Origin of the sequence: Psychrobacter sp. ANT_H56B (assembly GCF_008369245.1) — a bacterium.
Lineage (GTDB): Bacteria > Pseudomonadota > Gammaproteobacteria > Pseudomonadales > Moraxellaceae > Psychrobacter > Psychrobacter cryohalolentis.
This window is the reverse complement of record NZ_VOBF01000004.1, coordinates 58063-82718: the sequence shown is the minus strand read 5'-3', so window position 1 is coordinate 82718 and position 24656 is coordinate 58063. Positions and strand designations below refer to the sequence as shown.

Here is a 24656-nt window from a genome sequence, read left to right as displayed (position 1 = left end):
ATAATAATTAAACTATATCTTTTTTTTCATGGTGTTTTGTAGTCTAAGTTCTTTTGACTTCTAGTCCTACTTAGCAATGATACATTAAATCGGTACAGCCCCAAGATATATCATCCAGAAAAAAGCCAGACAACATAAGCTGTCTGGCTTTAAAATTTGAACGACTTATCTATGATTATGTTCCCGCCATACAGCATGCTCACATACCTCACAGCACCAACTGTCTTTTGAGCGCATATAAGGGATGTCTGCTGGTATCTGTAGAGGACAAACATAACCACAGTACTCGCATCGCACATCATCTAAATAAGCAAAACACTCACCGATTGTCTTGAATAGTACTTGTGCGCTAATATCATACTTCTCACAGACGGTTTCTACATGCGCGATATAATCATTTTCGTTATCATATGCCCAATAATCCTCACAGATATTTAGATCTCGCGCGTTCTGCGTCATATTCGGCTGAAGTTTTACACCCATCATGTTCTCCTCAGTAGCCGACATAGTCAGAGTGCGGTAATAGCTCATAAAGCTCGCTCTGAAGCTGACAACGCATATCCTCTATCACATAGTCAAGATTCGCATCCAAGCGCTTCTGCACCCATACACGCATCGCCATATCGTTATTAAAGCAGCGCTTTACTCCTAAGAAGCGTGCGAGGTTATTACCCGATGAAACATACAACTCACGCATCAATGCATTAGCAATCTCATTCGCATCCTCACTGATTGCACCGTCGGATTTAAACTCACCAAACAGCTCTTCATAATTGATGATTTTCATTGTGACGTCTCCTTGTCAGTTTGTGCATTAGAGCTATTCAATGCGCTGGTTAACTTCTCCTTGCTCGCGAGTAGCAAGTTATCCATCGCTGAGCCATCCTGACGGGTAATATCAGGCACATAACGGCTATACACCCGAAACAGCATCTCCGTACTACTGTGACCCATCTGCCGAGCTATCCACTCAGGATTCTCACCAGCAGCCAGCCAAAGTGTCGCTGCTGTGTGCCGAGTCTGATAAGCTCGCCTATGTTTAAGACCGAGTAGGGCAAGCGTGGGTTTCCATACCCTCCGATTCACATTACGGTACTCCATCGGATTGCCTTGTGAATTGCAAAACACAAACTCTGACTTACCAAAGGTACGTGCCTTTTGTTCTAACAAGGCGTCATAGACCAACTGCGACATTGCAATATCACGTTGTGAGCCCAACGTCTTGGTTGGTCCCATTTCCCCATTGACTAACGCGCCTCTAATACTGATCTCACGCCTATCAAAGTTAATACAGTCCCACTTAAGCCCATCAATCTCACTGGTACGCATTCCTGTAAAAAAGCGGATGGTGTAGTAGGGCTTATAATCAGCACGGACATGCTTTAAAATCAGCCATACCTCATCTAACGTAAAAGGACTCACATCAGGACGAGCTTGTTTGAGATTCTTAATATTTTTATAAGGCATCTCAAACTCATGGCGATCTGATGCTTCTTCTAGTATCATACGAAGAAGTATCATGATCTGGTTGATCCGTGCTACTGACAGACTTGACTGACCATATTTACCGTAACGAACTTTGGCGAGAGAGCTACGGAAGGTCAGCAAGTCTGGTTTTTTTATCGCATGTACCGCTTTGCCACCAAACTCAGGTAGTAAGTACTTATCCAAGATAATCTGCGTCTTTTGCCGATAACTCGGCCGCCATTCAATCTTCTTCTCTTCATAAAAAATATCGGAAAACTGCCTAAAGGTTGGATTGCGACTGATACAAGCTTCCGCTCTATCAGCCAGTGCTGTCATCTCTTTTAAACGCGTACTCTTCGGAAAGTAGGCGCCATAGTCGAAGATGCCTAGGGTTATTTCTGCTTCCATTTTTTTTGCTATTAAAGCCAGCTTTTTAACGTTTGCCGGAGTATCAGGGAAGTTAGTTGTCTCACGGCAACGAATATTCATATATGTGAAATCTATGAATAGTTTGCCACGCCTTGCTCTTACTGATGCCATTGTTAATCTCCTTGTTTAAATAAAACTTACTGTAAAGCCATACCATTGATGGCACTCATCACTGGCTTACACATATCTTCTTCGATACGCTCCCAGACATATAAAATCTTACGACCGCCAAAAGGACGGATGTAGTGAATGTTTTCAATCAAAACAGTGTCTTTCATTTGATTGCGGATAGTACGTGCGTCGTATTTGATACGTTCGGCTAGTTCTTGAGTAGTGAGATAAGTCTGTGACATAATGATTCTCCAGTCAGTATTAAATAGTTTTTGATAAACACTTTGTTGTTGCCAACGAGTACTATACTAACAGAAAAGTAGTCATTGGCAATTACTTTTTACTTACCAATAAGGAATTTATTGTGATTTTGTGTAACTTACCAGTTCTTTTAGCAGAAAGAAGGTTGCGAGTCGCAGACTTAGTTAGAACGACAGATATTAGTAAATCAACATTGCATAGAATTTATAACGACGAAACTACTCGCATAGAATTTGATACTCTAAGCAAGTTGTGCGAAGTATTAAAGGTAACGCCAGGGGATATTTTGAAGTATGTTCCAGATGAAGTTTCTAAACAGGATTCTTCAGACGAGAGATAAAGAGACTACTAAGAATAGTCTCTGATATGGAGCTGCTAGCTAATATAAAGCTAGTGTAGCGAAAGCACTTACTTGCAGAGATTTGCTTCGAATAATAAGTTGGGGTCTCTTTTAAGACAAAGATTAATTTTAGGTATTATTATAAATACGGATGCCACAATTTTTTAAAGGAATGAAATGTATTTTCATCTTGTAACTTTAATTGATTTTTGCTGAATTGAGGTTGGGTTCAAAAATCAGCATAGTGCCAAATTCACTAGGTTAGGTGTCATGATGGTTTTTGAACCAAAAGTAGCTAGGTTGTGGTCAGATACGTATACGCAGTTTTAGGGCAGGGCACGGTTTGGGCACCAAATGGGCACCGCACCGAAAATGAGCTTTTTGACTGAGTAGATAAGCTTAACTATATTCAAGAATATATCTCGAGAATTTCTCTACAACCCCCGAAAATTAGACAAAAAAAAGCCTCACTGTTAAGTGAGGCTTTTTAAGTATTTGGAGCGGGAAAAGAGATTCGAACTCTCGACCCCAACCTTGGCAAGGTTATGCTCTACCACTGAGCTATTCCCGCTAATTATCAATTAACTATCGTCAGTTGATGATGGCGTATTATACGCAGTTTTTTTGGTGTGTCAACAGCTAGTATGAAAAAAAGCAAAAGATAGTAGATTGGCATATTATCGCATCGTCTATCTATGTTATAACAGATTGTTATAATCTATATTCCAAAAGCTTTGCTTTCTATAAATAGGCTGGAATGCAGTTTTATAATTACTTTTATCATATTTATGATTAATAAACATAACACTTAAGGATAAGTAGTATGAGTCAACAATATACCATCGCTGATTATTTGTTTGATCGTGTCGCAGAAGCAGGTGCGTCAGAGGTATTTGGCGTACCTGGTGATTTTAATCTAACGTTTTTAGATAATGTACTTGCCTCAGATAAATTACGCTGGGTAGGTAATACCAATGAGTTAAATGCTGGTTACGCAGCAGATGGCTATGCACGTGAGCGTGGGTTTGCGGCGATGGTGACAACCTTTGGAGTGGGTGAGCTGTCCGCTATCAATGCCACCGCAGGCTCGTTTGCGGAGTATGCGCCAGTGCTTCATATCGTAGGCGCGCCAAGTACAGCATTACAAGATTCAAAGCGTCGCATCCATCACTCACTTGGTGATGGCGTGTTCAATCATTTTATCAAAATGGTAGAGCCGGTTACGGTAGCACGGGCACAGATTACGCCTGAAAATGCTGCCTCAGAGATTGACCGCGTGATTCGCTTGATTCTCAAAAAGCATCGCCCAGGCTATTTATTACTATCACCAGATGTAGCAAAAACGCCAATTTATCCGCCAACGACCAAACTTATCGATAGTGAGGAAGACATTACTAGCCAAGCGGCGTTAGCAGACTTTAAACAAGCGCTGATAGAATTTTTACCCAATAAAACCACGACGCTCATGGCAGATTTGATGGTGCATCGTTTGGGTCTGCAAAATCAGCTTAAGGCTTTGATTGCCGATACTGACATTCCTTATACGACGTTATCGTGGGGCAAAACTTTGCTTGATGAAAATAGTGAGCGTTGGGCAGGCACCTATGCAGGCGTGGCATCGCGTCCTGTCGTTAAGGATATGGTCGAAAACTGTGAGTGTTTGATAAAAATTGGTGTGCAATATACTGATACTACTACTGCAGGTTTTAGCCAAGATATTGATGAAAACGTGGTGGTTGACCTGCATTATGAGCGTGCGAGTATCGCAGGCAAAAACTTTGCGCCCATTGCCCTAAAAGATGCTCTAAAAACACTGCATGAGGTAATGACCTCAGATATTAATATTGTACCGAAGCAGTTCTGTGAAGAGGTAAAGCCGCATGAGCAACATGGCAAGGATGATGAGGCTATCCGTCAAGATGATTTATGGCATATCATTGCCGATGCGCTCGATGATAAAAACTTGGTGTTTTCAGAACAAGGTACTGCCTATTTTGGTATCAGTGATGTGCGTCTGCCAGAAGGCGTGACGTCTTATGGTCAGCCGATGTGGGGTTCTATTGGTTATACTTTGCCTGCGAGTTTAGGTGGTGCCATTGCTTCACCGCATAAGCGTAGTATTTTACTCATTGGTGATGGTTCTGCTTTATTAACCATCCAAGAAATTGCGGTAATGATTCAAGCACGCATCAACCCGGTGATTGTACTGATTAACAATGATGGCTATACCGTTGAGCGCGCGATTCATGGTGAAAACCAGTACTATAACGACATTCCTAAATGTGACTGGCAGTTGATGCCAAAAGCGTTTGGTGCCACCGATGATAATAGTCTGCTATTAAAAGCAGAAACAGCAGGTGAGTTAAAAGAGGCTCTCAAGCAAGCCGCTGCCGCCAAAGACAAGTTAGTTATGTTGGAAGTCATCGCTGGTAAGCATGATATCCCGCCACTATTAGCCGATATCAGTGCTGCGCTTAAGCCAAAAGCTAATTAAGTCTATTTAATAAATTTCAATTAAAAAAAGCCCATTGAGTTTAATGACTCAATGGGCTTTTTTGAGGATTTTTTTCGATATCGACCAACTAACTAGAGATACTGCTTATGTCAATTTGCATACTTTAGTATCATGATAGGTTGGGCTGTATGCAGCCATTAACACTCAAAGGGACATACCTTATTATGATTTGGCTGAAAATGCTTATTGGTGCCTTAATGGTATTAGCGATTCAATTATTTGCGCAAACCAGATTCTTCTATTTGGCGGCGCTTGCGCCACTTTTCCCCACGTTTACGTTAATCAGTCACTTTATTGTGGGTACTGAGCGTAGCCCAGCTGATTTAAAGGTCGCCTTAATATTTAGTATGCTCGGCGTCATCCCTCATCTTATCTATACCTTTGTAGTCTTTTTTAGCATCAGCTACGTCAGCTTATATAAGGCACTTTTATTGGGCACCGTCGCTTGGACAATTGCAGCGGCTATATTAGTACTTACGTGGCAATACATTCAAGCTTAATGATAGTTGGAAACGGGCAGTGCTCGCAATAGTGCGAAAATGGCATTCTAGAAGCGGATAAATTCAGATAAAGGTATTTAAAGGATTTTGAAGAGGGTTCTTTGCAGACAGGTTCTCTATATTTGGTCAACGATGTTATGCTTAAGGATGGTTGCGTCATGCTATTTACAGAAAAGTAAGGTCAATACTCTCGCACCAGCGCGACTCATCATAACTGACAAACATAGGGCTTAAAAAAAGATGGATACCTTAAATATCCTTTATTTCGTAGGAGCAGTATTAATTTTTGCCAGTATTATGGCAAGTACCTTGTCAGCGCGTTTGGGCGTTCCTTTATTGCTATTGTTTTTAATGGTAGGAATGCTGGCGGGCGAAGAGGGTATCTTAGGTATCGAGTTTTCCCAATATGCTATTGCTAATTTTGTCGGGCAGGCTGCTTTAGCTTGTATCTTGTTAGATGGTGGTCTACGTACCTCTTTTAAGTCTTTTCGAGTCGGTCTTAAGCCTGCAGTAACCTTAGCGACTTGGGGTGTCCTCGCTACTGTCATGATACTGGGCGTATTCGTGACTTGGCTGCTCGATGTCGATTGGCGTTTTGGTCTATTAATGGCAGCGATTGTCGGTTCGACCGATGCTGCAGCGGTATTTTCATTGCTGCGTAATGGTGGCGTTAAGCTTAACGACCGTGTACAAGCCACACTGGAGCTAGAGTCAGGCGCCAACGACCCTTTGGCTATTTTACTTGTGACAGGATTGATTGCCTTAAATGTCGATCCCGCAGGGCAAACGGTACTGGGCTTTTTAGGATTACTATTACAGCAGCTCAGCTTTGGCTTGGGGATGGGTTTACTGTTCGGTTATTTATTAGCAAGACTATTACCCAAGGTACATTTGGCAGAGGGCATGTATGCCATCTTAATTATGTCTGCTGGCTTGGCAGTATTTGCTGCGACCAACCTTATCGGTGGTAGTGGATTTTTGGCAATTTATCTGACCGGTGTGCTGATTGGTAACCATAAAGTACGCTCAACTGAGCATGTCATGCGGGTGATGGATAGCTTTGCTTGGTTGTCACAGGCGGTGCTGTTTGTGGTGCTAGGTTTGCTCGTGACGCCATCGAACGTTCTTGATGTTTGGTATTATTCGGTCGCTATTGCCGCCTTTATGATTTTGATTGCTCGTCCTATCGCTGTCTATACGAGTGTCAAACCTTTTAAATTTAAAGACAGAGAAATCGGCTTTATCTCTTGGGTAGGGCTGCGCGGCGCGGTTCCCATTACCCTTGCCATTTTGCCAGTGATGGCGGGCATAGATGGTGCCTTTATGCTATTTGATATTGCTTTTGGTGTGGTGGTTCTGTCATTGATTTTACAAGGCACTACCATTCCTATCATGGCGAATTTGTTCAAAGTACGTATCCCGAGCAATAAAGACCCAGAAGAAGAGCATGAAGTCTGGGTATCTGATAAGGCAAGTATTACCTTATATGAATTTGAAGTAAAACCTGGCGCATTTGCAATTGACCGTCATCCAATGGGTATCTCTAACCATGTTAGCCCTGATGAAATTAGCATCTTTGCTTTGGTACGTAGGCAACACATTGTGATGGTCGAAGAAACGACCAAGCTCAAATGCGGGGATAGAGTCTGGTATGCGATGAGGGGTAATCATGCCAGTCAAATTGCCAAGATTTTCAATGACACAACACTCGATCGTAAAGCCATCGATGACTTTTATGGTGATTGGTTACTATCACCAAGTGTAAAGCTTGGAGATTTACCGTTTTTTACCGGTATCATGGCGTCTGAGTCGCTTGTCGATAAGCTAAAGTCAAAACCTGAAGACAGCTCAAAAAATATGTGGGAGCAAACGGTCGCTGAATATGTCATAGATAACTTAGATATGAAGCCAGTATCAGGCGATATGGTTGCTATCAGTGATGAGTGGTCATTGGTCATCAAAGAAGTGGATGATAAAGGAAAGCTCAGAACGATTGGTTTAAAGCATCAAGAGTTTGCCAAGGCGATGTGATTTTTTTCTATGTATAAATCTCAGCTGAGATGCCTGCGCAAAAAAGCCCTATTGATTATCAATAGAGCTTTTCAATAGCATTACTTATAGTGATGATTACCACATCAAATCATCTGGAATCACATAAGCGGCATACGGATCGTCTGCTGCTAGCTCATCTTCTGCAGTATCGTTTGATACCACCATAAAACCTGTCATCTTTGAATCGATACGATCGGCAAGCGGGCGCGGTAGTAGGGCATAGCTGTCATCTAAACGGGCGATGACCACATGACCTGCCACAATTTGATCATATAGCTTTTGAGTAATAGAGATTTTTTTGACTTTGGTATCGTCGACAAACTGATAGCTGATATCGCCGTTTGTCTCAGTCAATTGATGCTGCTTAATCATTTGAACGATATTTGCTTTTAGCATCTTCTCTTCTAAGACTCGCTGTTTTTCTTGATTGAGCTTTTGGTCTTTTTCTAGCTTTTTAGCTTGGGCATCTGCCAAGGCCTTTTTAGCTTCGATATTTGATGCATCACCAGTGCGCTTAGCGTGTTGCGCCTGTTTGCTTATTTTATTGGCTTTTTTACTATCAACCAAACCTGCTTTTAGAAGTTGAGCCTGTAGGGCATTTTTTGCCATATCTGCATTACCTAAATGAAACTACCTAAGTGAAATGATATAAATCGTCATCAGTCATGGTAACAAATTCTGCCAAGAGATGTCATCAAATACGGTAATCCCAAAGTTTTTTATTAAAAAATCGTCTGTCAGATAAGTGAGTCATATAACTATCTAGGGTAATTGCCATAAATTGTTGTCCATCGGCCTAAGAGCTTTGATGATTAATAATGTGTTCAGCGAGGGTGATGAGGTCTGAAGCGATGAAGTCTGGTTTTGGTACATTGGTTGCCGAAAGTAGCGCGTTATAAGGTCGGGTTACGAAAGCCCCTTGGCAGCCAGCAGCTTGAGCACCAATAACATCCCAGAGATGACAAGCGACAAGACATAGCTCTGAGGTCTCAACGGACAGCTCGCGAGCGACCATCTGATATGTTGCCGCTGCAGGTTTAAATTGGCTGACGTTTGCAACACTAAAATTCTGCTCAAAGAATTCACTCAGTCCTGCTTTTTCAAGCGGTGTCGGAGAGGAGACGCTGGGCGCTGAGTTGGTCAAGGTCACTAATCTAAATCCTGCATCACGTAGTTTGGTCAAAGCAGGGATAGCGTCAGGGTGAGCTGACATCTCACTCATGCGCTGCTTAAACTCCTGTACATCTTCTTCTGTTAGCGTAACGGCATGAATATCTGCGGTCATTTGCAAGGCACCCATGCCAAGCTCGCCAAAAGGTGTGTAGAGACCAGATAAAGTCATGGTTTGCGAATAAAGTACCAATTGCCCGAACCACTCTCTAAGTCTGTTATTATCGCCAAATAAGCGCGTGAATAAGGGCGTGAGCGTCTCGATATCGAGTAAGGTTTCGTTGACATCGAATACGATAATCGGAGCTGAGTAGATAGAGGACATAAAAGTTCCTTTTTTAATACAAGTAAGCCTTACTAGTGATATATTGATAATATAATAAAGACATTCGGCAAACTTACTTTAGCTGGACTTGAGTAATCATTCAAGATAAAATTGAGTAGTCACTCAAATTGTATAACCATGTTTACTTTATTGTCTAAAATCATGGGACAAAAATTGGAATATTATGTCACGTACCACACTATATAATCGTCATGAAGCATTAGAGCGGGCCATACAGCTGTTTTGGCAAAAAGGCTTTCATGCAACCTCTTTAAAGGATATCGAGCAAGCGCTTGATATGCGACCGGGCAGTATTTATGCCGCTTTTGGTAATAAAGATGGATTGTTTCAAGAAGCGCTTGATTACTATGCGCAGGCAGGGCTAAAGGAGCTTGAGCGTACATTAGGCAGCTATGAATCCCCTTTATTAGGATTGGCAGCTTACATGCGTCAGCTTGGCGGTATCCGCGAAAAAAATCTGCCCAGTCGGGCATGTATGCTGGTTAAAAGTCTGCTTGAGCTTGGTGCCCGTGAACAGTTAGCGCTAGAGAAAGTTGAAAAATTACTAGCGGGTATGGAGGCGCGTTTTGCCGCATGTTTTGTGGAAGCGCAGCAGCTAGGAGAGCTGGATGACACACTCGATCCACTGAGGTTGGCCCGTCGATTACAAGCCGAGGTTATGGGACTGCGTGCTTTTGCTCAGCGCGATGTTGATAGTGCAGCGGTTCATGCACTTGCAGAGGATATGGCCTCTTCTATAGAAAGCTTGCGCAATAATGAGTCTGTGGGTTAAAACGATGCCTAGTGGCCAAGTTTAGTTTAAATGATGAGTCTGAATAAGCGTACGTTCGCTAGTATGATGGTCATGTAAGCTGAAAATCGAACATGAGTATGGATATTAACGGTCATTTGTATAATAGCAGGTGTAAAAAAAGGCTACTTGAAAGTTTAAGTAGCCTTTTTAGTTTTAAATTTTGCAGAGTATTTTTATTATTAATTAGAGATACATCTATTGTGGCATGTCCGCTAATTGCTGCAAAATACTTTTGAAATTCTCGACCCCTTGAGCACCGCTAACCAAGTGTTTTTGGTTAAAGATAACAGAAGGTACGCTTTGAATGCCTTGCTGCCTCCACTGTTGTTGAGCATTGCGGACGTCTTCAGCAAAGCGTTGATCTGCTAATACCGCTAGCGCCTCACTACGATCTAAACCAATCTCTGCTACGATATCGGCTAAGACTTCTTTGTTAGAAATATCTCTAGCGTGAGTAAAGTGAGCCGCGAACAAGGCTTGCTTTAAATCATGCGCGTACCCTTGCTGATCGGCCCAGTGCAGTAGTTGATGCATAGCAAAGGTATTATAAGTGCGACTCTCTTCAGTAAAGTTAAACGCAAAGCCTACCTCACGACCAGCCTCAGTCATTTTAGCGCGGCTGGCATCAGATTCTTCTCGACTTGAGCCGTATTTCTTAGCGATATGATCACGATAGTTTCGTCCTTCGCTTGGTGTATCAGGATTAAGCTCAAACGGATGCCAATGAATCTCATACTCAGTATTGGTTTGTTTGAGTGCTTCGGCCAACTGTCCATAGCCTATAGCGCACCAAGGGCAGACCACGTCCGACACGATATCTATTCGTAATGGTTTTTTTAAATTACTCATAGTGGCTCCTTATTGTATGCTTAGATAAATGGTCTTCTTATATACTGTACTTACTTGTATATGATGTTTTCTTATAGGCATTATACAAAAGGCTATCCTAAATAAAATAATCTAGAATAGCCCTTTGTATTTTACACAATCAGTCAGCTTTAATTAGTCAGCCTTATGCCATTCAAATTTTTGAAAAGGCTTATCGATTGGCGTATTAGCCAGATGGTTGGTGTAGTTACTCATTACTTTCTGTGCTGTTGCTAATATCACTTCTAGCACTTGACGCTTAGTGAATCCTGCGTCCAAAAACGCTTGTACAGCGTCATCATTGACATTGCCACGATCACGAACCACAGATAGAGTAAAGTCACGTAAAGCTTCTAGTTTTGCAGTTGGTAGTGGCGTCTCGTCACGTAATGCATCAGTGATAGCATCATCGACTTTCATGCTTTTGGCAATACCAGTATGAGCTGGCACACAATAATGACATTCATGCTCGACGTTGATGGTTTGCCATACTACCGTAGTCTCTTCGTCATCAAAGCTGCTGTCTAAGAACAATTGATGTAGACGTTGGTAGCCTTCAAGCAATCCAGGCGCTTCAGCCATTACGGCATGTAAGTTTGGAACCATACCAAATGCATTGATTGAGACATCAAGTAGTGCTGTGCTTTCTGCTGGCGCGCTTTGTTTGTCATGTAATGTAAAGTCAGTCATATATAATTCCTATTTGGTATTAGTAATAGTATTAAAATTTTATTCAATCATTCAGGTTGAAAAATAAAGATAATATGTGATTAAAGTTAGAGCTCGTTATCGTAAAGGTATCACCTTCTACTTGATAACTGACATCACTATAAATGATTTTGAGCAATCACTCAAATATAAATTGAATGATTGCTCAAATATTTGTAACGCTGGTTAACAATTAAAGGTTTTGCTAGCAATTAATTGTTCTTATTTACCCGTTTAGTGATGGTTAGATGCTGCATCTACTTTTGATTGGATTGATTTTTAGAGGGTTTATTTTTAAAAGGCATGAGCAACAACCCCCATAGTGAGGCATTTTGCTTGGCATCGGGATACTCTTTTAAACCAATATCTAATGCTTGGTCAGGTTTTGACGCGTTACTTTTATAACTACCGAAGAGCCTGTCCCACCAAGTCACACTAAAACCGTAGTTGGAGTTGGTCTCACTGGCCCGTTGGCTGTGATGAATACGGTGTAAGATTTGCGTGACTAGAATCATGCGTAAAGGCTTCTCAATCACTGGTGGCAGACGAATATTGGCATGATTAAACATAGCCAACCCATTTAAGGCAATCTCGAATATAAGTACCACGATAGCAGGGACACCAAGCACACTAATGACAACGAGCTTAAGCAATATGCTTAAGACAATTTCGATAGGATGAAATCTAAGCCCGGTGCTGGCATCGATGTGCGCATCAGCGTGATGGACACGGTGCAAGCGCCAGAGAAGCGGCACTCCATGAAACAAGCGATGTTGCCAGTAGATAACCATATCAAGCAACAATAAGCTTAAAATAATCGCCGCGATATTCGGTATCTCAATTAAATTAAATAAACCGATACCGTTTTCTTGATTATAAATGGCGACCGTTGTCAGCCCAATGGGGACTGCCAAACGCGCAACAAAAGAAGAGGCAAATACTAATCCAAGATTAGCAAACCAACGTGTGCTACTCTTAATTGGTGATTGACGTGCGGGATGCCTATGCTCAATGAACATCATAATGACCAATATGCTAAAGAAAAAGCCCAAACGCCACCACATCTCATTCGCCATTACTGACCTCCTTAATGGGCTTATGTATATCGGTTTCGAGCCGTTTAAGCGTATGATAACCGCCATATATACGAGTCATAATAGTAACCGCACACGCCGCTGCAAAAATACTAGCTAATACCACAAAGTGCTGTGGCCAAATACAAAAGGCGATAAACAAAACAATGGTTTCAGTACCCTCAGTGAGACCATTTAGATAATAAAAGCTCTTATATTTAAATTGCGGCTTATCTAATTGAAATTTTTCAGCAGCAATAGCAAATGCCAAAAAGCTAGAGCCAGTACCAATAAAAGCGGCTAATAATAATGCGCCTGCAATGGCGTTTTGCTCGGGATTAACCAATACAAAGCCGAGTGGCACCGCTGCATAGAATAAAAAATCTAGGGTAATGTCTAAATAGCCGCCCGCACTTGAGCTTTGCTCAGCATAACGTGCCAATGCACCATCTAATCCATCAAAAACACGGTTTAATATAATCGCGATTAGTGCTGCATACCACAGCTCAAAAGCAATCAATGGCAACGCCAACATACCAGTGAGAAAACCAGTGACAGTCAACTGATCTGCGGTAACACCGCCCTTATAAAATAGCACGACCAATGGCTCTAATAGAGGCTTGATGATGGGTGTAATAAACTTATCGAGCATATTTCTGCCTTTTGTATCGTCATTCTTTTAGAAGCAAGCAGTCGAACTTTTTATACTGGTTTCTAAGTATTGTTTATCAAGCTTTTTATTTTATCAAAAGCTAAAGGCTGTTTATCAGGCAAACGCTTTCTTATTAAAGGCGAATGATTTTACCGTTTGCTGCTTCAGCATCGCTATGGTCATGGGTAACCATGATAGTAGGTAACTTATGCTGACGGATTTGACTGAATACCAATTGTTGGGTTTCCGCTCTAAGCTGACTATCAAGTTTGCTAAAAGGCTCGTCTAGTAATATTGCCTTAGGCTGGCTCAATAGAGTGCGCAGCAGTGCAACGCGTGCTTGCTGACCCCCAGATAAGCTATCGGGATGTCGATTTGCCATATCTGCCAAACCGACTTGTTCAAGTGTGTCTGCTATTTGCTCAAAGCGCTGCTTTTTATTGCCTTTAGGCATTGAAAAGGCAATATTTCCTGCAACCGATAAATGCGAGAATAACAGCGCATCTTGATACAAAACACCGATATGGCGTAAATGCGCGGGCAGGTGACTGATGTTTTGACCATGTAGCCAAACCTCACCCGTGGCACTCAAACCGCTCGGCAAAGTGCCGGTCATCCAATTTAACAAACTTGATTTGCCACTACCAGATGGACCCATGATAGTGAGAATATCACCACCCTCAATCTGCTCATCTAACTGAAGGAGCAATTTATCTTCTCGAAAGAGCTGTAGATTTTTTATCTCTAAAGATGATTGCATTAAAGCGCCTTTATGTAGTCAATTAAAAATATAGCCAGTTAAAAAAATCTTCAGTTCAAAATAAAAAAGACACAGATAAATGAAGTTTAAAAAAATTTTTATGATTGAACATTCTAACGCACGCCACTTCTAAAGAAATACTTCGGTAGCAGCCATGCCACCATAAAGCCAATCAGTGGTAACCCCATTTGTATAATGGCATATACGGCGCTGGTACGGCGGCTGGCACCATTAGCAAGCGTCACCGCTTCGGTCGTAATGGTAGCAATACGTCCGCCACCCGTGAGTAACGTTGGTAGATATTGACCAAAGCTCACCGCCAATCCTAGTGCCATTGCGATGAGTAGCGGTGCAAATAACTGCGGTAACTTAACTTGGAAGAATACTCTCATAGGCGGCGCTCCAAGACTGGCTGCTACAGTGGCAAAGCGCTTATCTAACCTTCTATAGCTGCTGGCAAGGGATAAAAATACATAAGGTAGTACAAATAAGACATGGGTAAAAGCGACGTTAAAAAATGCCGCTTGGTTATGGGCAAGTTGCTGTAACCACACCAAGCCAAATAAGAAAGCAATGCTCGGCACCAGAAGTGGCAGATAAATAATCAAGCTGGTAAAATTCGAGATGGGTTTATTGCTTAACTGCTCTGCCTCTAAGCACAACAAAGTGATGCCAATAGCAAAAAGCGTTGAGACAATGCCAAGAATGAGCGTGTTAAATAATGGCGTGCTTATTTGCATCAAGGCACTTTGAAATTGTGATAGTACGAGCTGCTCTGGCAAGGCGGCAGGGAAGCGCCAATAGCCAGCTAAAGACCACATCAGCAGACCAATGAGCGATAGGGCGATAAACCCTATGATGAATACCGTGGCGCTTGCAGTGAGTTTCTGCCAAATAACATCCTTATACTGGCGTTTTCCATTAATCAGTGCGTTGCTGCATAGCGCTTTGACCATACGCTCACCGCCAAGCCATAATGCAATTAAGCTGCTGGTCACTATAAGCTGTAATATTGCCCCAGCCGAGGCTTTGATACGTAAGTTCAAATCAACATCATTGAACCACTGCATGATAGTGACAGCAAGCGTGGGCGGAGTGTTGGGTCCTAAAATTAATGGCATCTCAACACTGGCACTGGCGTAAGCAAGTACTGCCAAAATAGGCAAACGCAAGAAGGGGTACAAAATAGGAAATACTGCTTTAAAAAAGGCAGTGATGGGATAGTAGCCTAAGTTTAGGGCAACTTGATATTGCTGGCGCAGCTTTTTACCAAGCTCAGGCTGTGCGAATACGCCAAGTGCCATTAACAGTAAAAAGGGCAGCTCTTTGAGTACTAGACCTAAGATGATACTAATGCCATAAGGGTCATGCGGTAGTATCCCCTGTGGTGCCAGCTCCCAACCACTTAGCCATGGCGATATCATTCGTGCAATCATGCCAGAGGGTGCAATCAAAAATCCAACAGCAATCGCCGCTGCGGCATGCGGGATTACTAAAATAGGGCTAAGCAAACGTTCAATACGTGTCAGCCAAATACTATTAAAAAACGTTGCCAATATCATAATCGCAATGACAAAGGCGAGTAAGGTGCTGAGAAATCCGGTTGCTACACTGAGCGCGACCATTTGTTTAAGTCCTAGAGTGTCACCCAGCGCTTTAAATCCTCGTAGACCAAATGTTGTTGTTTCTAGAGCAGGCACCCAGCCAAACGCTGGCAGGATGACGCTTATCAAACCTCCTAATACAGGAAGAATAAGGAGTATTAGTAAAAGACTGGGGCTTAGGGTCACTAAACGCGTAAAAAGGTCGGTTTTATAAGTTGCGGCTATTTGATTGCTTGAATTAGAATGAACGATAGCAGCATGGAGAGTATCAGTATTCATGCCATCAGCATTATTGTTATCAGTATCAGCCGTGTTTTTCTCGATAGATTTTTTCATTCGCTAACCCCGTAGCGCGTTTGCCAACCTTGCATAATGGCGTCGACCCAGCTGGGGTGTGGTTCACTGACGGTTCGTTTAATAGCATCAAAATGTAGGGCGCTTGCATGCGGTTTATTGGCTTTAAAGAGTGCTTGCTGCTCGGCGCTCAGTGTCGATTGAACCAGCACGGTTTTATCTCCCCAGACAGCTGGATTTTGTTTATGCGCCTGTGCTTCTGGGCTCAATAAAAAGTTTGCCACCAATTGTGCTGCGGCTGCATGGCTTGCATTATAAGGAATAGCAACGAAGTGAGTATTACTCAAACTGCCATCTGTCATAGCATAACTGCGAATACTGGGTGGCAAGTCATAGCGCTGAACGGCAGCTGGTATTTCGGGTCCTGAAAAGGTAAAAGCCAAGCTTAGCTCAGTATCATCGACCAAACGGCGCATTTGTGCGCCGCTTTGCAGGAATTGCTCACCTTTTCGCCATAGCCTGGGATGTAGCTCATCCAAAAAATTCCACAGCGGATTGAGTATCAAATCTTTGTTTTGTGCATCTACCGGCTGGTTAAGCTCTGCTCTGAGAGTGGTTCCATTCTTACTATCATTTTGCTCATGCAGCATGACCAAAGCATACTTCAAAAAACTCATACCCAAAAAATCAGGCGGCTTTGGGTAGCCAAAACGTCCGGGGTTCTGCTGTGCCCACATCTTTAATTGCTGCAAGGTAGCAGGCGGTTTATTTATCGCTAAGTTATCATAATAAAAAGTCAATGACGCCTGTCCCCATGGCGCTTCCATACCATTAGTAGGTATGCCAAAGTCAAGAGTGACAGAGGGATTGTTATCAGGATCAGTCAGAGCAAAGTTTGGCAGAGTAGACGCCCAGTCCTTTAATAGTAATTTATTCTCACTCATAGCGGCAAAGTTTGCACCGTTGATCCAAATTAAATCAACGCTACCTTTTTTATTATTATTGGCAGATTTTTCTGCAAGGACACGGCTGACAGCTTCACTGGTGTCGCTTAATTTGACATGAACCAAGTTAATATTATATTTTTTATCGACCGCTTTTGCAGCCCACTGAATATAGGCATTAATTTGTGGATCCCCGCCCCAAGTATGAAAGTAAACGTCCTGATTTTCACCAGCTTGTACTATCTGCTGCCACTGCAAGGTGCTTTTATTATCCATGGCAGCGGGAGGCGAAGCGGTACTTGCAGAGATGCCAACACATATACCAAGCACTATGATAAAGGCGCTATAGCGGCGCAGTTTTTTTGGTATCATCAAAGCTGCGGGCAAGCTGAGAGGGTGCATGAATTAACCTCGACGCCAAGTATGATACTTCTCAAGCAACTGTAGCGCTTTTTTAGGCGCATGATTGCGTTTCCATTCGCCAGCTGCATACTTATTGCCTTCCGCCCATGTTGGATAGATATGAATGGTACCCAGTATTTTATTCAGCCCTAGATTGTGTTTCATGGCCAGTACAAACTCAGCCATCAAGTCGCCGGCATGTTCAGCGACGATAGTCACACCCAATATCTTATCTTTGCCCTTTGGGGTAATGACCTTGATAAAGCCATGATTGGCGCTTTCGGTTACCGCCCGATCTAAGTCTTTAAAGTCATAACGTGTGATTTCAAAGTCGATACCTTTATCAATCGCTTCTTGCTCATTTAAGCCCACTCGTGCTACTTCTGGATCAATAAAAGTCGTCCACGGAATCACCCGATAATCTACTTTGAATTTTTTAAGATGACCAAATAAGCCATTGACCGCAGCGTACCATGCTTGATGGGAAGCTACATGAGTAAATTGATAAGGACCTACGACATCACCTGCCGCATAGATATTGGGGTAAAGCGTTTCGAGATACTCATCTGTACTGATGGTGCGCTCAGTATCGATGCCTAAGGTGTCAAGCCCGTAGCCTTCTAGGCGCGCACTACGACCGACTGCACAAATCAACTCATCATACTCAATGGCAGTTTCTTGTTGATCATCAGTGCTGCCTTTTGGTGCGACGATAATATATTTTTTGCCATCACGAGTTTCACAGCGAATTGCTTGCTGTGAGGTTAGGATAGTAACGCCACTCTCAGTCAGTGATTCTTGCGCAAATACAGAAACGTCGACATCTTCTTTTTTCATCAGCCGCGTGCCTCTTTCGATTTGGGTCACAGCAGAACCTAAACGAGCAAAGGCTTGTGCCAGCTCACAGCCAATGGGTCCGCCGCCAAGTACGACCAGCTTGCTCGGCGCTTTATCAAGTTTTGCAAATTTATCCCAAAGAGTATCGCTTGTCACATAACCTGTCTCCTCTAAACCCGGTAGGTCTGGGACAAAGGGGCGTGCGCCCGTCGCGATAACGATAGAGCGAGCAGTTAATGTCTGAGTACCGCCATCATTGAGGGCAATCTCAACCGTCCATGGATCAATGAGTTTTGCATAGCCTTTTAATACCTCGACACCCAAATCTGTATAACGCTCAACACTGTCATTTGGAGCAATATCAGCAATGACTTTATGGATGCGAGACATGATGTTCTTGAATGCAAAATCCGGTTGGGTATTGTTGAGTCCGTAACGCTCGCCATGGCGTATCTGCTCAACCACTTTTGCGCTTTTTATCAGCGCTTTACTGGGGACGCAGCCATAGTTTAAGCAGTCGCCGCCCATCTCACCTGCTTCAATCAATGTGACTTTTGCTTTGACGGTCGCAGCAATATAGCTGGTAACAAGTCCGCCAGCACCAGCACCAATCACAATCATATTACGGTCGAATTTTTTTGGTTTATTATAGTTCTTATAGACACGGCGTTTTTTTAGTATCGTTAATATGCCTTTCGCTATCAGCGGAAATAACCCTAATAACGCAAATGAAGCCAGCAGATTAAAAGACAAAATGCCAGATAACTGCTCGATTTGTGCCAATTGCGTACCGGCATTCACAAATACAAAGGTGCCGGCAAGCATACCGATTTGGCTGACCCAATAAAAGGTCCGTGCTTTGATAGCAGTCAAACCCATTAGTAAGTTGATAAGGAAAAAGGGGAATATTGGCACCAGACGTAGCGTGAATAAGTAAAATCCGCCTTCTTTTTTTACCCCAGCATCGATAGAGGCAAGACGATCAGGAAAGCGCTGTTTGATGGTATCGCGTAACAAATAACGCGAAGTCAAAAAGGCGAGGGTGGCACCGATACTGGAGGCAAATGAGGCGACCAATACACCTTGTACTAAACCAAATAAAGCACCGGCTGCCAAAGTTAAAATAGCGGCGCCTGGTAAAGATAATGCCGTGACTAAGATGTAGACTACAAAAAAGCCGCCGATGACTAACCATGGCGACTGTGTTTTATATTGCTCAAACTGATCCATCGAGCCTTTTAAGCCCTCAAGTGTTAATAATTCATTGAGGTCAAAATAAAAAAAGCCAATGACGCCAATCAAGACCGCGAATATCAAAACTATTTTTTTAATCATGGGTTATCCAGATAAATAATATAAAACATCATGTAGTAAAGAATTACTTAGCAAAGAATAACGCTGTATTCCTACTATAAGCTAGTTTTTCATATAGTTATGTTATAAATGACTGTTCAAAATCTAGTCATAGATATACGTAAAATATGACATTTATCCATTGTAATCGTTATTGAGCGATTGTTCAAATATAATATTGTGGATGGCTTGAGACAAATTTTAAAGTGATATAGAAGAAGGTAGTGATAGTTGGCCTCTGCTTATATCAGTATTATAAAAAACCGCCAAATACACTCATTATTTGGCGGTTCTAAAATACAATAGCTAATGTCCTAATTACGACGAGAGTTATAAAGAGATATGCTGAGCTTCACCTTTTTCAAGAGCAAGTTTAGCGGCAGCAGAGGCTACTGCTAAATCCTGTAAACCAACACCCGTACCATCGAACAAGGTAATTTCATCATCTGAGCTGCGACCTTGGTGATCTCCATTAATAACATCACCAAGCGTGGTGATATCACTCTCTTTAATAGCACCAGATTTAATCGCATGCTGGGCTTCACCAAGAGTGATTGATTGCGCGATTTCATCCGTAAATACAGTAGCAGCCGCTACTAAGTTGACATCAACTTCTTGCTTACCAACGGTATCGGTACCCATACAGGCGATATGCGTACCGGGTTTGATCCACTCTTTCATCAGTAATGGCTCAAACGCTGAAGTAATGGTAATGATTACATCCGCCTCGCTACATAACTGCTCACGCTCAACGGCTTCAAACGGTACCCCTAATTCTTCAGCGACGGCTTGTAGGTTTTTGAGACGATCTTTATTCTTATTCCAAGCGACTACTTTTTCGAAATTGCGTTGCTCAAGAGCGGCACGCAGCTGAAAAGTAGACTGATGGCCGGCGCCGACCATACCAAGCACTTTGCTGTCTTTACGTGCTAGATGGGCGATTGATACGGCCGATGCGGCGGCGGTACGTACGGCAGTTAAATAGTTGCCGCCGACCAGTGCACGCAATTTACCATTATCTGGATTGAATAAGAAAATCGTGGATTGATGATTGGTCAAGCCTTTAGCCGCATTACCTGGCCAGTAGCCACCTGATTTTAGACCTAGTGATTTTCCTGCACGGTCAAAACCTGATTTAAAGCCGTATAACGCATCAGCATAGCCAATGGCTTCGCGGATAACAGGGAAGTTATAGGCGTCCCCTCGTGACATTGACGCAAAAACATTTTCAACGGCGATAAATGCAGAAGGGCGATCAATCACCGATTTGCAAGCGTCTTCTGATACGATCAATAAACCTTCGTCACTATTAACACTATTTGCTTCACTCATTATAAATTCCTTTTTATACTTTTTGATTTGTAATTCTTGAATACTTGAAATAAATAAGGGCTGCTGTAGGCTAAAGCTACAACAGCCCATCTAAACTAAACGGATAGAATCATACTAATTTAGCTTATAGTTCCTAATACAGTGCTTAGTACATTTTACCGCGTGCAGATACTGGCCATACGGTTTCAACTTTACCATTACGCACACCAATATAGAAATCATGAACGTTACAAGTAGGGTCACAATGACCAGGTACCAGTTTTAGTTTTTCATTGATTTCCAGTACGCCATTTGGATCGCTGACTACGCCATGCTCGTCTGAACATTTAACATATTCAACATCGTCACGACCATAGATGAACGGTAGGCCGCTATCAACTGACTGAGCTTTTAGACCAGCATCAACGATGGCTTTGTCGGTTTTGGCATGGCTCATCACAGACGTTAGGATAAATAACGCATTTTCCCACTCGCCAGCATCGATGCGGTTGCCGTCTTCATCTAGAATACGACCGTAATCGGCATCCATAAACGCGTAAGAGCCACACTGTAATTCGTTGAAAACACCTGAATTACTTTCGAAGTAATAACTACCTGTACCGCCACCCGATACAAATTCTGGTTTTAGCCCGATTTCAGTTAATGCATCGATTGCTTCTTGCACTTGATCGATAGCGATTTGTGTTTTCGCTTTGCGATCGCTAAAGCTGTCCATGTGTTGCATCGCACCTTGATAAGCTTGGATACCAGTGAATTTTAGATTTTCAGCGGCATCAATTGCTTTGGCAATCTCAACAACCGCTTCAGTCGTCGTTACACCACAACGCCCAGCGCCACAATCGATTTCGATATAGCAGTTCAGTTCAGTGCCTGCTTTGGTTACAGCAGCTGATAATTCAGCGACGTTATCGACATCATCGACACAGACGGTGATGGTTGCACCCAACTTAGGTAGATTCGCTAAACGCTCAATTTTAGCTGGATTACGGACTTGGTTTGATACCAATACGTCTTTAATGCCACCACGTACGAATACTTCTGCTTCAGAGACCTTTTGACAGCAAACGCCAATAGCGCCGCCAAGCTCTTCTTGTAAATTTTGTACGTCAACTGATTTGTGCATTTTACCGTGGCTACGGTGACGCATATTATGCGCTTTAGCATAATCGCCCATTTTTTTGACGTTACGCTCAAGGGCGTCAAGATCCAAGATCAAACAAGGGGTTTGAATGTCAGCTTCGTCCATACCAACAGCGGCGGGTACGTTGTAACCTACTTCTAATTCAGCAGTCATTGTCATTTTAATTCTTCCATGTTATTAGTTAGTGTTATAAAAAGCCGTTTAAACTTGCGCATTACTGGCGCTTAGTTAACGCTCCATTTGTAATCAGTTATTGATACCTAATTACTGATATTTAGTTGCCGATCATTAATTCCAAGGCAACTTGTCGAGATCAACGTTACCACCAGTGATGATGACGCCAACCTTTTTACCTGCAAAAACGTCTTTGTTCTTCAAAATGACAGCAAGCGGCACGGCACAGCTTGGTTCAATGACGATCTTCATATGCGTCCAAGTCAGTTTCATCGCTTCAACGATTTCTTCTTCAGTCGCGGTCAAAATATCAGTCACATAATTGCTAACAAAATGCCAAGTCAAATCCTTCAGCGGCACTTTTAAACCATCGGCAACCGTGTTTGGTGCATCATCAGCGATAATATGACCGGCTTTAAATGAGCGTGCAGCGTCATCAGCGTTTAATGGCTCTGCTGCATAGATTTTGACATCAGGGGCTAGATTAGATAACGTCAAACAAGTACCTGAAATCATACCGCCACCACCAATGGGTGCCACAACCATATCAGGTTTTTCACCAATCTCTTCCATTTGTTCTAAAAACTCACGTGAGCAAGTGGCTTGTCCAGCGATAACGCGTGGATCATTGTACGGATGGACAAAGTCGCCGCCTGTTTCTGCTTGAACTTTGGCAAAGACTTCTTCACGCGATGTGGTTGATGGCTCACATTCGGTGATGATACCGCCATAGCCACGTACCGCGGCTTTTTTAGCTTCAGGCGCGCTATGCGGCATCACCACATTACATGGTATACCACGCTGGCCTGCAGCATAAGATAAAGATAGGGCATGGTTACCTGAGCTGTGTGTACAAACGCCATTTTTGGCATCTTCGTCAGAGAGGCCAAACACTGCATTTGAGGCGCCACGTACTTTAAATGCCCCCGCTTTTTGAAAGTTCTCACATTTAAAGAACATCTCACAGCCAGCCAGCTCATTTAAAAAGCGAGAGGTCAGAACAGGGGTGCGATGGATATATGGTTTGATGCGCTCATGCGCTTCTAACATATCATCAAGGGTTGGAATCACTAATCCATTATCATTTGTTATCATAAAAAATAGTCCTTCATCTTTTGTTTAACTCTTGTTATTTAATAGCTTGTTATCTAATAAATTTTATTTAGTTGGTGCGCTGTTGCGATAATACTCTTGCGCAGCAGCAACGCCTTGACCCAGTTTAATAGGGTAGCCCAAATCAACCATTGCCATCTCAATCGTTGCAAGTCCTGCTAGTACCATAACTTCAGTTAATGAACCTAGATGGCCGATTCTAAATGCTTTACCATTCATCTCGCCCAAACCAATACCAAATGAGATACCATATTTATTAAAGGCATGATCGGTCAGCTTGTTACTGTCAAAGCCTTCAGGAACAAAGATGGCGCTGACGGTATTAGAATAAAGGTCAGGTGTTTTTGCACACAGTTTCATACCCCAAGCGCTAACCGCTTGTCGTACGCCTTCGGCTAGACGGTAATGACGTGCATAGACATTCTCAAGACCTTCGTCAAACAACATCTCAAGACTTTCTCTTAGGCCATAGATGAGATTTAATGGTGGTGTATAAGGGAAGCCGCCGTTGGCATTGGCATTTAACATATCACGAAAAGCAAAATAAGTACGTGGAAGCTTTGCCTCATCCATATGACTCAAAGCTTTTTGACTGACGCCCAATATTGCCATACCCGTTGCGAGCATAAAGCCTTTTTGTGAGCCGGCAACAGCAACGTCTACGCCCCAAGCATCCATCTCAAAAGGGACACAAGCAATTGAGCTAACACCATCTACGAATAATAAAGCAGGGTGGTCACTGCTATCCATGGCTTCGCGAACGGCGCCAATATCACTTAAAACACCTGTTGCTGTTTCGTTATGGGTGACCATGACGGCTTTGATTTCGTGTGCGGTGTCTTCGTTTAAAATTGCTTGGAATTTATCAGCAGGTGCGCCTGTTCCCCAATCGCATTCTACAACTTGCACATCAAGTCCGTGGCGCTGACACATATCGATCCAGCGATGCGAGAACATACCATAGCGTGCAATCAGAACTTTATCACCAGGTGACAAGGTATTGCTAATAGCAGCTTCCCAGCCACCTGTGCCGCTAGAGGTAAATAGAATGATTTCGCCATCTTGGGTGCCAAATACTTTTTTACAATCAGCAAGCACTGGTAAGAACGTGTCTGAGAAATCAGGCGCACGGTGATCTTGCGTCGGCACGTTCATTGCGCGACGTAATCTGTCAGGAATATTGGTAGGGCCAGGAATAAAAATTGGGTTTTGTAGCGACATGATTGACATCCTTGTAAGTGCATATAAAGGGGCACGATTGTTGTATAAGCAGGGGTTCATGCGAATTTAATGCAAGAGTCTTCCTGACTCATACAGTTTAGGTTTTGTGTTTTTAAGATTTAAAAAATTAACCATGTCAAAGAAAGGAGTTGCAGGTGATTGGTCACTTTACTACTTACTGCGTTCTTTTTATGGTG

The 24656-nt window shown here is 42.7% G+C and carries 23 protein-coding genes and 1 tRNA gene; 5 read left to right on the top strand and 19 right to left on the bottom strand.

Translation table 11 applies throughout. The features are described from left to right. Positions 1–165: 165 nt before the first annotated feature. The 4 genes from FQ082_RS07055 to FQ082_RS07040 are packed head-to-tail and all read right to left on the bottom strand — an operon-like array spanning position 166 to position 2249. Positions 166–531, bottom strand: a complete 366-nt coding sequence (locus FQ082_RS07055; RefSeq protein WP_262498174.1) for a hypothetical protein — start codon at positions 529–531, stop codon at positions 166–168. After that, the gene (locus FQ082_RS07050; RefSeq protein WP_149492553.1) at positions 494–787 is read right to left on the bottom strand and encodes a hypothetical protein; all 294 of its coding nucleotides are present in this window, start codon (positions 785–787) and stop codon (positions 494–496) included. Before FQ082_RS07050 ends, FQ082_RS07055 begins: the two co-directional genes overlap by 38 nt. Then, positions 784–2007 (bottom strand): Arm DNA-binding domain-containing protein, encoded by a 1224-nt coding sequence (locus FQ082_RS07045; protein WP_149492552.1) that lies wholly within the window; start codon positions 2005–2007, stop codon positions 784–786. The genes FQ082_RS07050 and FQ082_RS07045 overlap by 4 nt, the downstream gene beginning before the upstream one ends. Positions 2008–2033: 26 nt before the next feature. Next, entirely contained in the window at positions 2034–2249 is a 216-nt protein-coding gene (locus tag FQ082_RS07040; RefSeq protein WP_149492551.1) for a hypothetical protein, read from the bottom strand. A 122-nt stretch (positions 2250–2371) separates the two neighbouring features. On the opposite strand from FQ082_RS07040, the gene FQ082_RS07035 reads away from it, so the two are divergent. Further along, complete coding sequence (locus tag FQ082_RS07035; protein WP_149492550.1) at positions 2372–2608, top strand: helix-turn-helix domain-containing protein; 237 nt, start codon at positions 2372–2374, stop codon at positions 2606–2608. Positions 2609–3104: 496 nt separating this feature from the next. On the opposite strand, the gene FQ082_RS07030 is transcribed toward FQ082_RS07035, so the two are convergent. Continuing rightward, positions 3105–3179: transfer RNA gene (locus FQ082_RS07030), tRNA-Gly, on the bottom strand. Positions 3180–3431: 252 nt separating this feature from the next. On the opposite strand from FQ082_RS07030, the gene FQ082_RS07025 reads away from it, so the two are divergent. The 3 genes from FQ082_RS07025 to FQ082_RS07015 all read left to right on the top strand — a co-directional run bounded on the left by FQ082_RS07025 (position 3432) and on the right by FQ082_RS07015 (position 7654). Continuing rightward, positions 3432–5102 carry an alpha-keto acid decarboxylase family protein gene (locus FQ082_RS07025; protein WP_149492549.1) on the top strand — a complete coding sequence of 557 codons (1671 nt, stop codon included), beginning with the start codon at positions 3432–3434 and terminating at the stop codon, positions 5100–5102. 149 nt (positions 5103–5251) lie between these two features. Then, positions 5252–5623, top strand: coding sequence for a GlpM family protein (locus FQ082_RS07020; RefSeq protein ID WP_262498173.1), 372 nt, complete (start codon positions 5252–5254; stop codon positions 5621–5623). 240 nt (positions 5624–5863) lie between these two features. Then, entirely contained in the window at positions 5864–7654 is a 1791-nt protein-coding gene (locus tag FQ082_RS07015) for a potassium/proton antiporter (RefSeq protein ID WP_149408648.1), read from the top strand. A 96-nt stretch (positions 7655–7750) separates the two neighbouring features. Here the strand turns inward: FQ082_RS07015 and FQ082_RS07010 are convergent, their stop codons facing one another. Continuing rightward, positions 7751–8284, bottom strand: coding sequence for a DUF2058 domain-containing protein (locus FQ082_RS07010; RefSeq protein ID WP_149408647.1), 534 nt, complete (start codon positions 8282–8284; stop codon positions 7751–7753). Positions 8285–8471: 187 nt separating this feature from the next. Then, the gene (locus tag FQ082_RS07005) at positions 8472–9170 is read right to left on the bottom strand and encodes a haloacid dehalogenase type II (protein WP_149408646.1); all 699 of its coding nucleotides are present in this window, start codon (positions 9168–9170) and stop codon (positions 8472–8474) included. 184 nt (positions 9171–9354) lie between these two features. Between FQ082_RS07005 and FQ082_RS07000 the strand changes: the two genes are divergently transcribed. Beyond that, positions 9355–9963 (top strand): TetR/AcrR family transcriptional regulator, encoded by a 609-nt coding sequence (locus FQ082_RS07000; RefSeq protein ID WP_149408645.1) that lies wholly within the window; start codon positions 9355–9357, stop codon positions 9961–9963. 216 nt (positions 9964–10179) lie between these two features. On the opposite strand, the gene FQ082_RS06995 is transcribed toward FQ082_RS07000, so the two are convergent. The 12 genes from FQ082_RS06995 to bhcA form a co-directional block, all read right to left on the bottom strand. Then, positions 10180–10833: a DsbA family oxidoreductase gene (locus FQ082_RS06995; RefSeq protein WP_149408644.1), complete on the bottom strand. Its 654-nt coding sequence runs from the start codon at positions 10831–10833 to the stop codon at positions 10180–10182. 153 nt (positions 10834–10986) lie between these two features. Next, on the bottom strand, positions 10987–11541 hold the full coding sequence (locus FQ082_RS06990; RefSeq protein WP_149408643.1) for a carboxymuconolactone decarboxylase family protein: 555 nt from the start codon (positions 11539–11541) through the stop codon (positions 10987–10989). A 275-nt stretch (positions 11542–11816) separates the two neighbouring features. Next, positions 11817–12635: a sterol desaturase family protein gene (locus FQ082_RS06985; RefSeq protein WP_149408642.1), complete on the bottom strand. Its 819-nt coding sequence runs from the start codon at positions 12633–12635 to the stop codon at positions 11817–11819. Beyond that, complete coding sequence (locus FQ082_RS06980; RefSeq protein ID WP_149408641.1) at positions 12625–13284, bottom strand: CDP-alcohol phosphatidyltransferase family protein; 660 nt, start codon at positions 13282–13284, stop codon at positions 12625–12627. Before FQ082_RS06980 ends, FQ082_RS06985 begins: the two co-directional genes overlap by 11 nt. Before the next feature lie 133 nt (positions 13285–13417). Further along, complete coding sequence (locus FQ082_RS06975) at positions 13418–14044, bottom strand: ATP-binding cassette domain-containing protein (protein ID WP_149408640.1); 627 nt, start codon at positions 14042–14044, stop codon at positions 13418–13420. Positions 14045–14157: 113 nt separating this feature from the next. Next, positions 14158–15984, bottom strand: coding sequence for an ABC transporter permease (locus FQ082_RS06970; RefSeq protein ID WP_149492548.1), 1827 nt, complete (start codon positions 15982–15984; stop codon positions 14158–14160). After that, a complete protein-coding gene (locus FQ082_RS06965; protein WP_149492547.1) occupies positions 15981–17288 on the bottom strand; it encodes an ABC transporter substrate-binding protein in 1308 nt (435 codons plus the stop codon). Before FQ082_RS06965 ends, FQ082_RS06970 begins: the two co-directional genes overlap by 4 nt. Before the next feature lie 3 nt (positions 17289–17291). Next, positions 17292–19460 (bottom strand): FAD-dependent oxidoreductase, encoded by a 2169-nt coding sequence (locus FQ082_RS06960; RefSeq protein ID WP_149492546.1) that lies wholly within the window; start codon positions 19458–19460, stop codon positions 17292–17294. A 348-nt stretch (positions 19461–19808) separates the two neighbouring features. After that, complete coding sequence (gene bhcD / locus FQ082_RS06955) at positions 19809–20810, bottom strand: iminosuccinate reductase BhcD (RefSeq protein WP_149492545.1); 1002 nt, start codon at positions 20808–20810, stop codon at positions 19809–19811. Between the two features lie 145 nt (positions 20811–20955). Continuing rightward, a complete protein-coding gene (gene bhcC, locus FQ082_RS06950; protein ID WP_149408635.1) occupies positions 20956–22110 on the bottom strand; it encodes a 3-hydroxy-D-aspartate aldolase BhcC in 1155 nt (384 codons plus the stop codon). A 129-nt stretch (positions 22111–22239) separates the two neighbouring features. Beyond that, positions 22240–23220, bottom strand: coding sequence for a beta-hydroxyaspartate dehydratase BhcB (bhcB, locus tag FQ082_RS06945; RefSeq protein WP_149408634.1), 981 nt, complete (start codon positions 23218–23220; stop codon positions 22240–22242). 63 nt (positions 23221–23283) lie between these two features. Further along, a complete protein-coding gene (gene bhcA, locus FQ082_RS06940; protein ID WP_149408633.1) occupies positions 23284–24459 on the bottom strand; it encodes an L-aspartate--glyoxylate aminotransferase BhcA in 1176 nt (391 codons plus the stop codon). Positions 24460–24656: the final 197 nt, after the last annotated feature.

What these genes read in the sequence shown, in the direction of transcription:
- FQ082_RS07000 (WP_149408645.1), top strand. Translation starts at nt 9,355, where the DNA reads ATGTCACGTACCACACTATATAATCGTCATGAAGCATTAGAGCGGGCC.
- bhcB (WP_149408634.1), bottom strand. Translation starts at nt 23,220, where the DNA reads ATGATAACAAATGATAATGGATTAGTGATTCCAACCCTTGATGATATG.
- FQ082_RS07005 (WP_149408646.1), bottom strand. Translation starts at nt 9,170, where the DNA reads ATGTCCTCTATCTACTCAGCTCCGATTATCGTATTCGATGTCAACGAA.
- bhcD (WP_149492545.1), bottom strand. Translation starts at nt 20,810, where the DNA reads ATGAGTGAAGCAAATAGTGTTAATAGTGACGAAGGTTTATTGATCGTA.
- FQ082_RS07015 (WP_149408648.1), top strand. Translation starts at nt 5,864, where the DNA reads ATGGATACCTTAAATATCCTTTATTTCGTAGGAGCAGTATTAATTTTT.
- FQ082_RS06995 (WP_149408644.1), bottom strand. Translation starts at nt 10,833, where the DNA reads ATGAGTAATTTAAAAAAACCATTACGAATAGATATCGTGTCGGACGTG.
- FQ082_RS06970 (WP_149492548.1), bottom strand. Translation starts at nt 15,984, where the DNA reads ATGAAAAAATCTATCGAGAAAAACACGGCTGATACTGATAACAATAAT.
- bhcA (WP_149408633.1), bottom strand. Translation starts at nt 24,459, where the DNA reads ATGTCGCTACAAAACCCAATTTTTATTCCTGGCCCTACCAATATTCCT.
- FQ082_RS07020 (WP_262498173.1), top strand. Translation starts at nt 5,252, where the DNA reads ATGCAGCCATTAACACTCAAAGGGACATACCTTATTATGATTTGGCTG.
- FQ082_RS06980 (WP_149408641.1), bottom strand. Translation starts at nt 13,284, where the DNA reads ATGCTCGATAAGTTTATTACACCCATCATCAAGCCTCTATTAGAGCCA.
- FQ082_RS07045 (WP_149492552.1), bottom strand. Translation starts at nt 2,007, where the DNA reads ATGGCATCAGTAAGAGCAAGGCGTGGCAAACTATTCATAGATTTCACA.
- FQ082_RS06965 (WP_149492547.1), bottom strand. Translation starts at nt 17,288, where the DNA reads ATGCACCCTCTCAGCTTGCCCGCAGCTTTGATGATACCAAAAAAACTG.
- FQ082_RS07050 (WP_149492553.1), bottom strand. Translation starts at nt 787, where the DNA reads ATGAAAATCATCAATTATGAAGAGCTGTTTGGTGAGTTTAAATCCGAC.
- FQ082_RS07055 (WP_262498174.1), bottom strand. Translation starts at nt 531, where the DNA reads ATGAGCTATTACCGCACTCTGACTATGTCGGCTACTGAGGAGAACATG.
- FQ082_RS06990 (WP_149408643.1), bottom strand. Translation starts at nt 11,541, where the DNA reads ATGACTGACTTTACATTACATGACAAACAAAGCGCGCCAGCAGAAAGC.
- FQ082_RS07010 (WP_149408647.1), bottom strand. Translation starts at nt 8,284, where the DNA reads ATGGCAAAAAATGCCCTACAGGCTCAACTTCTAAAAGCAGGTTTGGTT.
- FQ082_RS07040 (WP_149492551.1), bottom strand. Translation starts at nt 2,249, where the DNA reads ATGTCACAGACTTATCTCACTACTCAAGAACTAGCCGAACGTATCAAA.
- FQ082_RS07025 (WP_149492549.1), top strand. Translation starts at nt 3,432, where the DNA reads ATGAGTCAACAATATACCATCGCTGATTATTTGTTTGATCGTGTCGCA.
- FQ082_RS06975 (WP_149408640.1), bottom strand. Translation starts at nt 14,044, where the DNA reads ATGCAATCATCTTTAGAGATAAAAAATCTACAGCTCTTTCGAGAAGAT.
- FQ082_RS06985 (WP_149408642.1), bottom strand. Translation starts at nt 12,635, where the DNA reads ATGGCGAATGAGATGTGGTGGCGTTTGGGCTTTTTCTTTAGCATATTG.
- FQ082_RS06960 (WP_149492546.1), bottom strand. Translation starts at nt 19,460, where the DNA reads ATGATTAAAAAAATAGTTTTGATATTCGCGGTCTTGATTGGCGTCATT.
- bhcC (WP_149408635.1), bottom strand. Translation starts at nt 22,110, where the DNA reads ATGACAATGACTGCTGAATTAGAAGTAGGTTACAACGTACCCGCCGCT.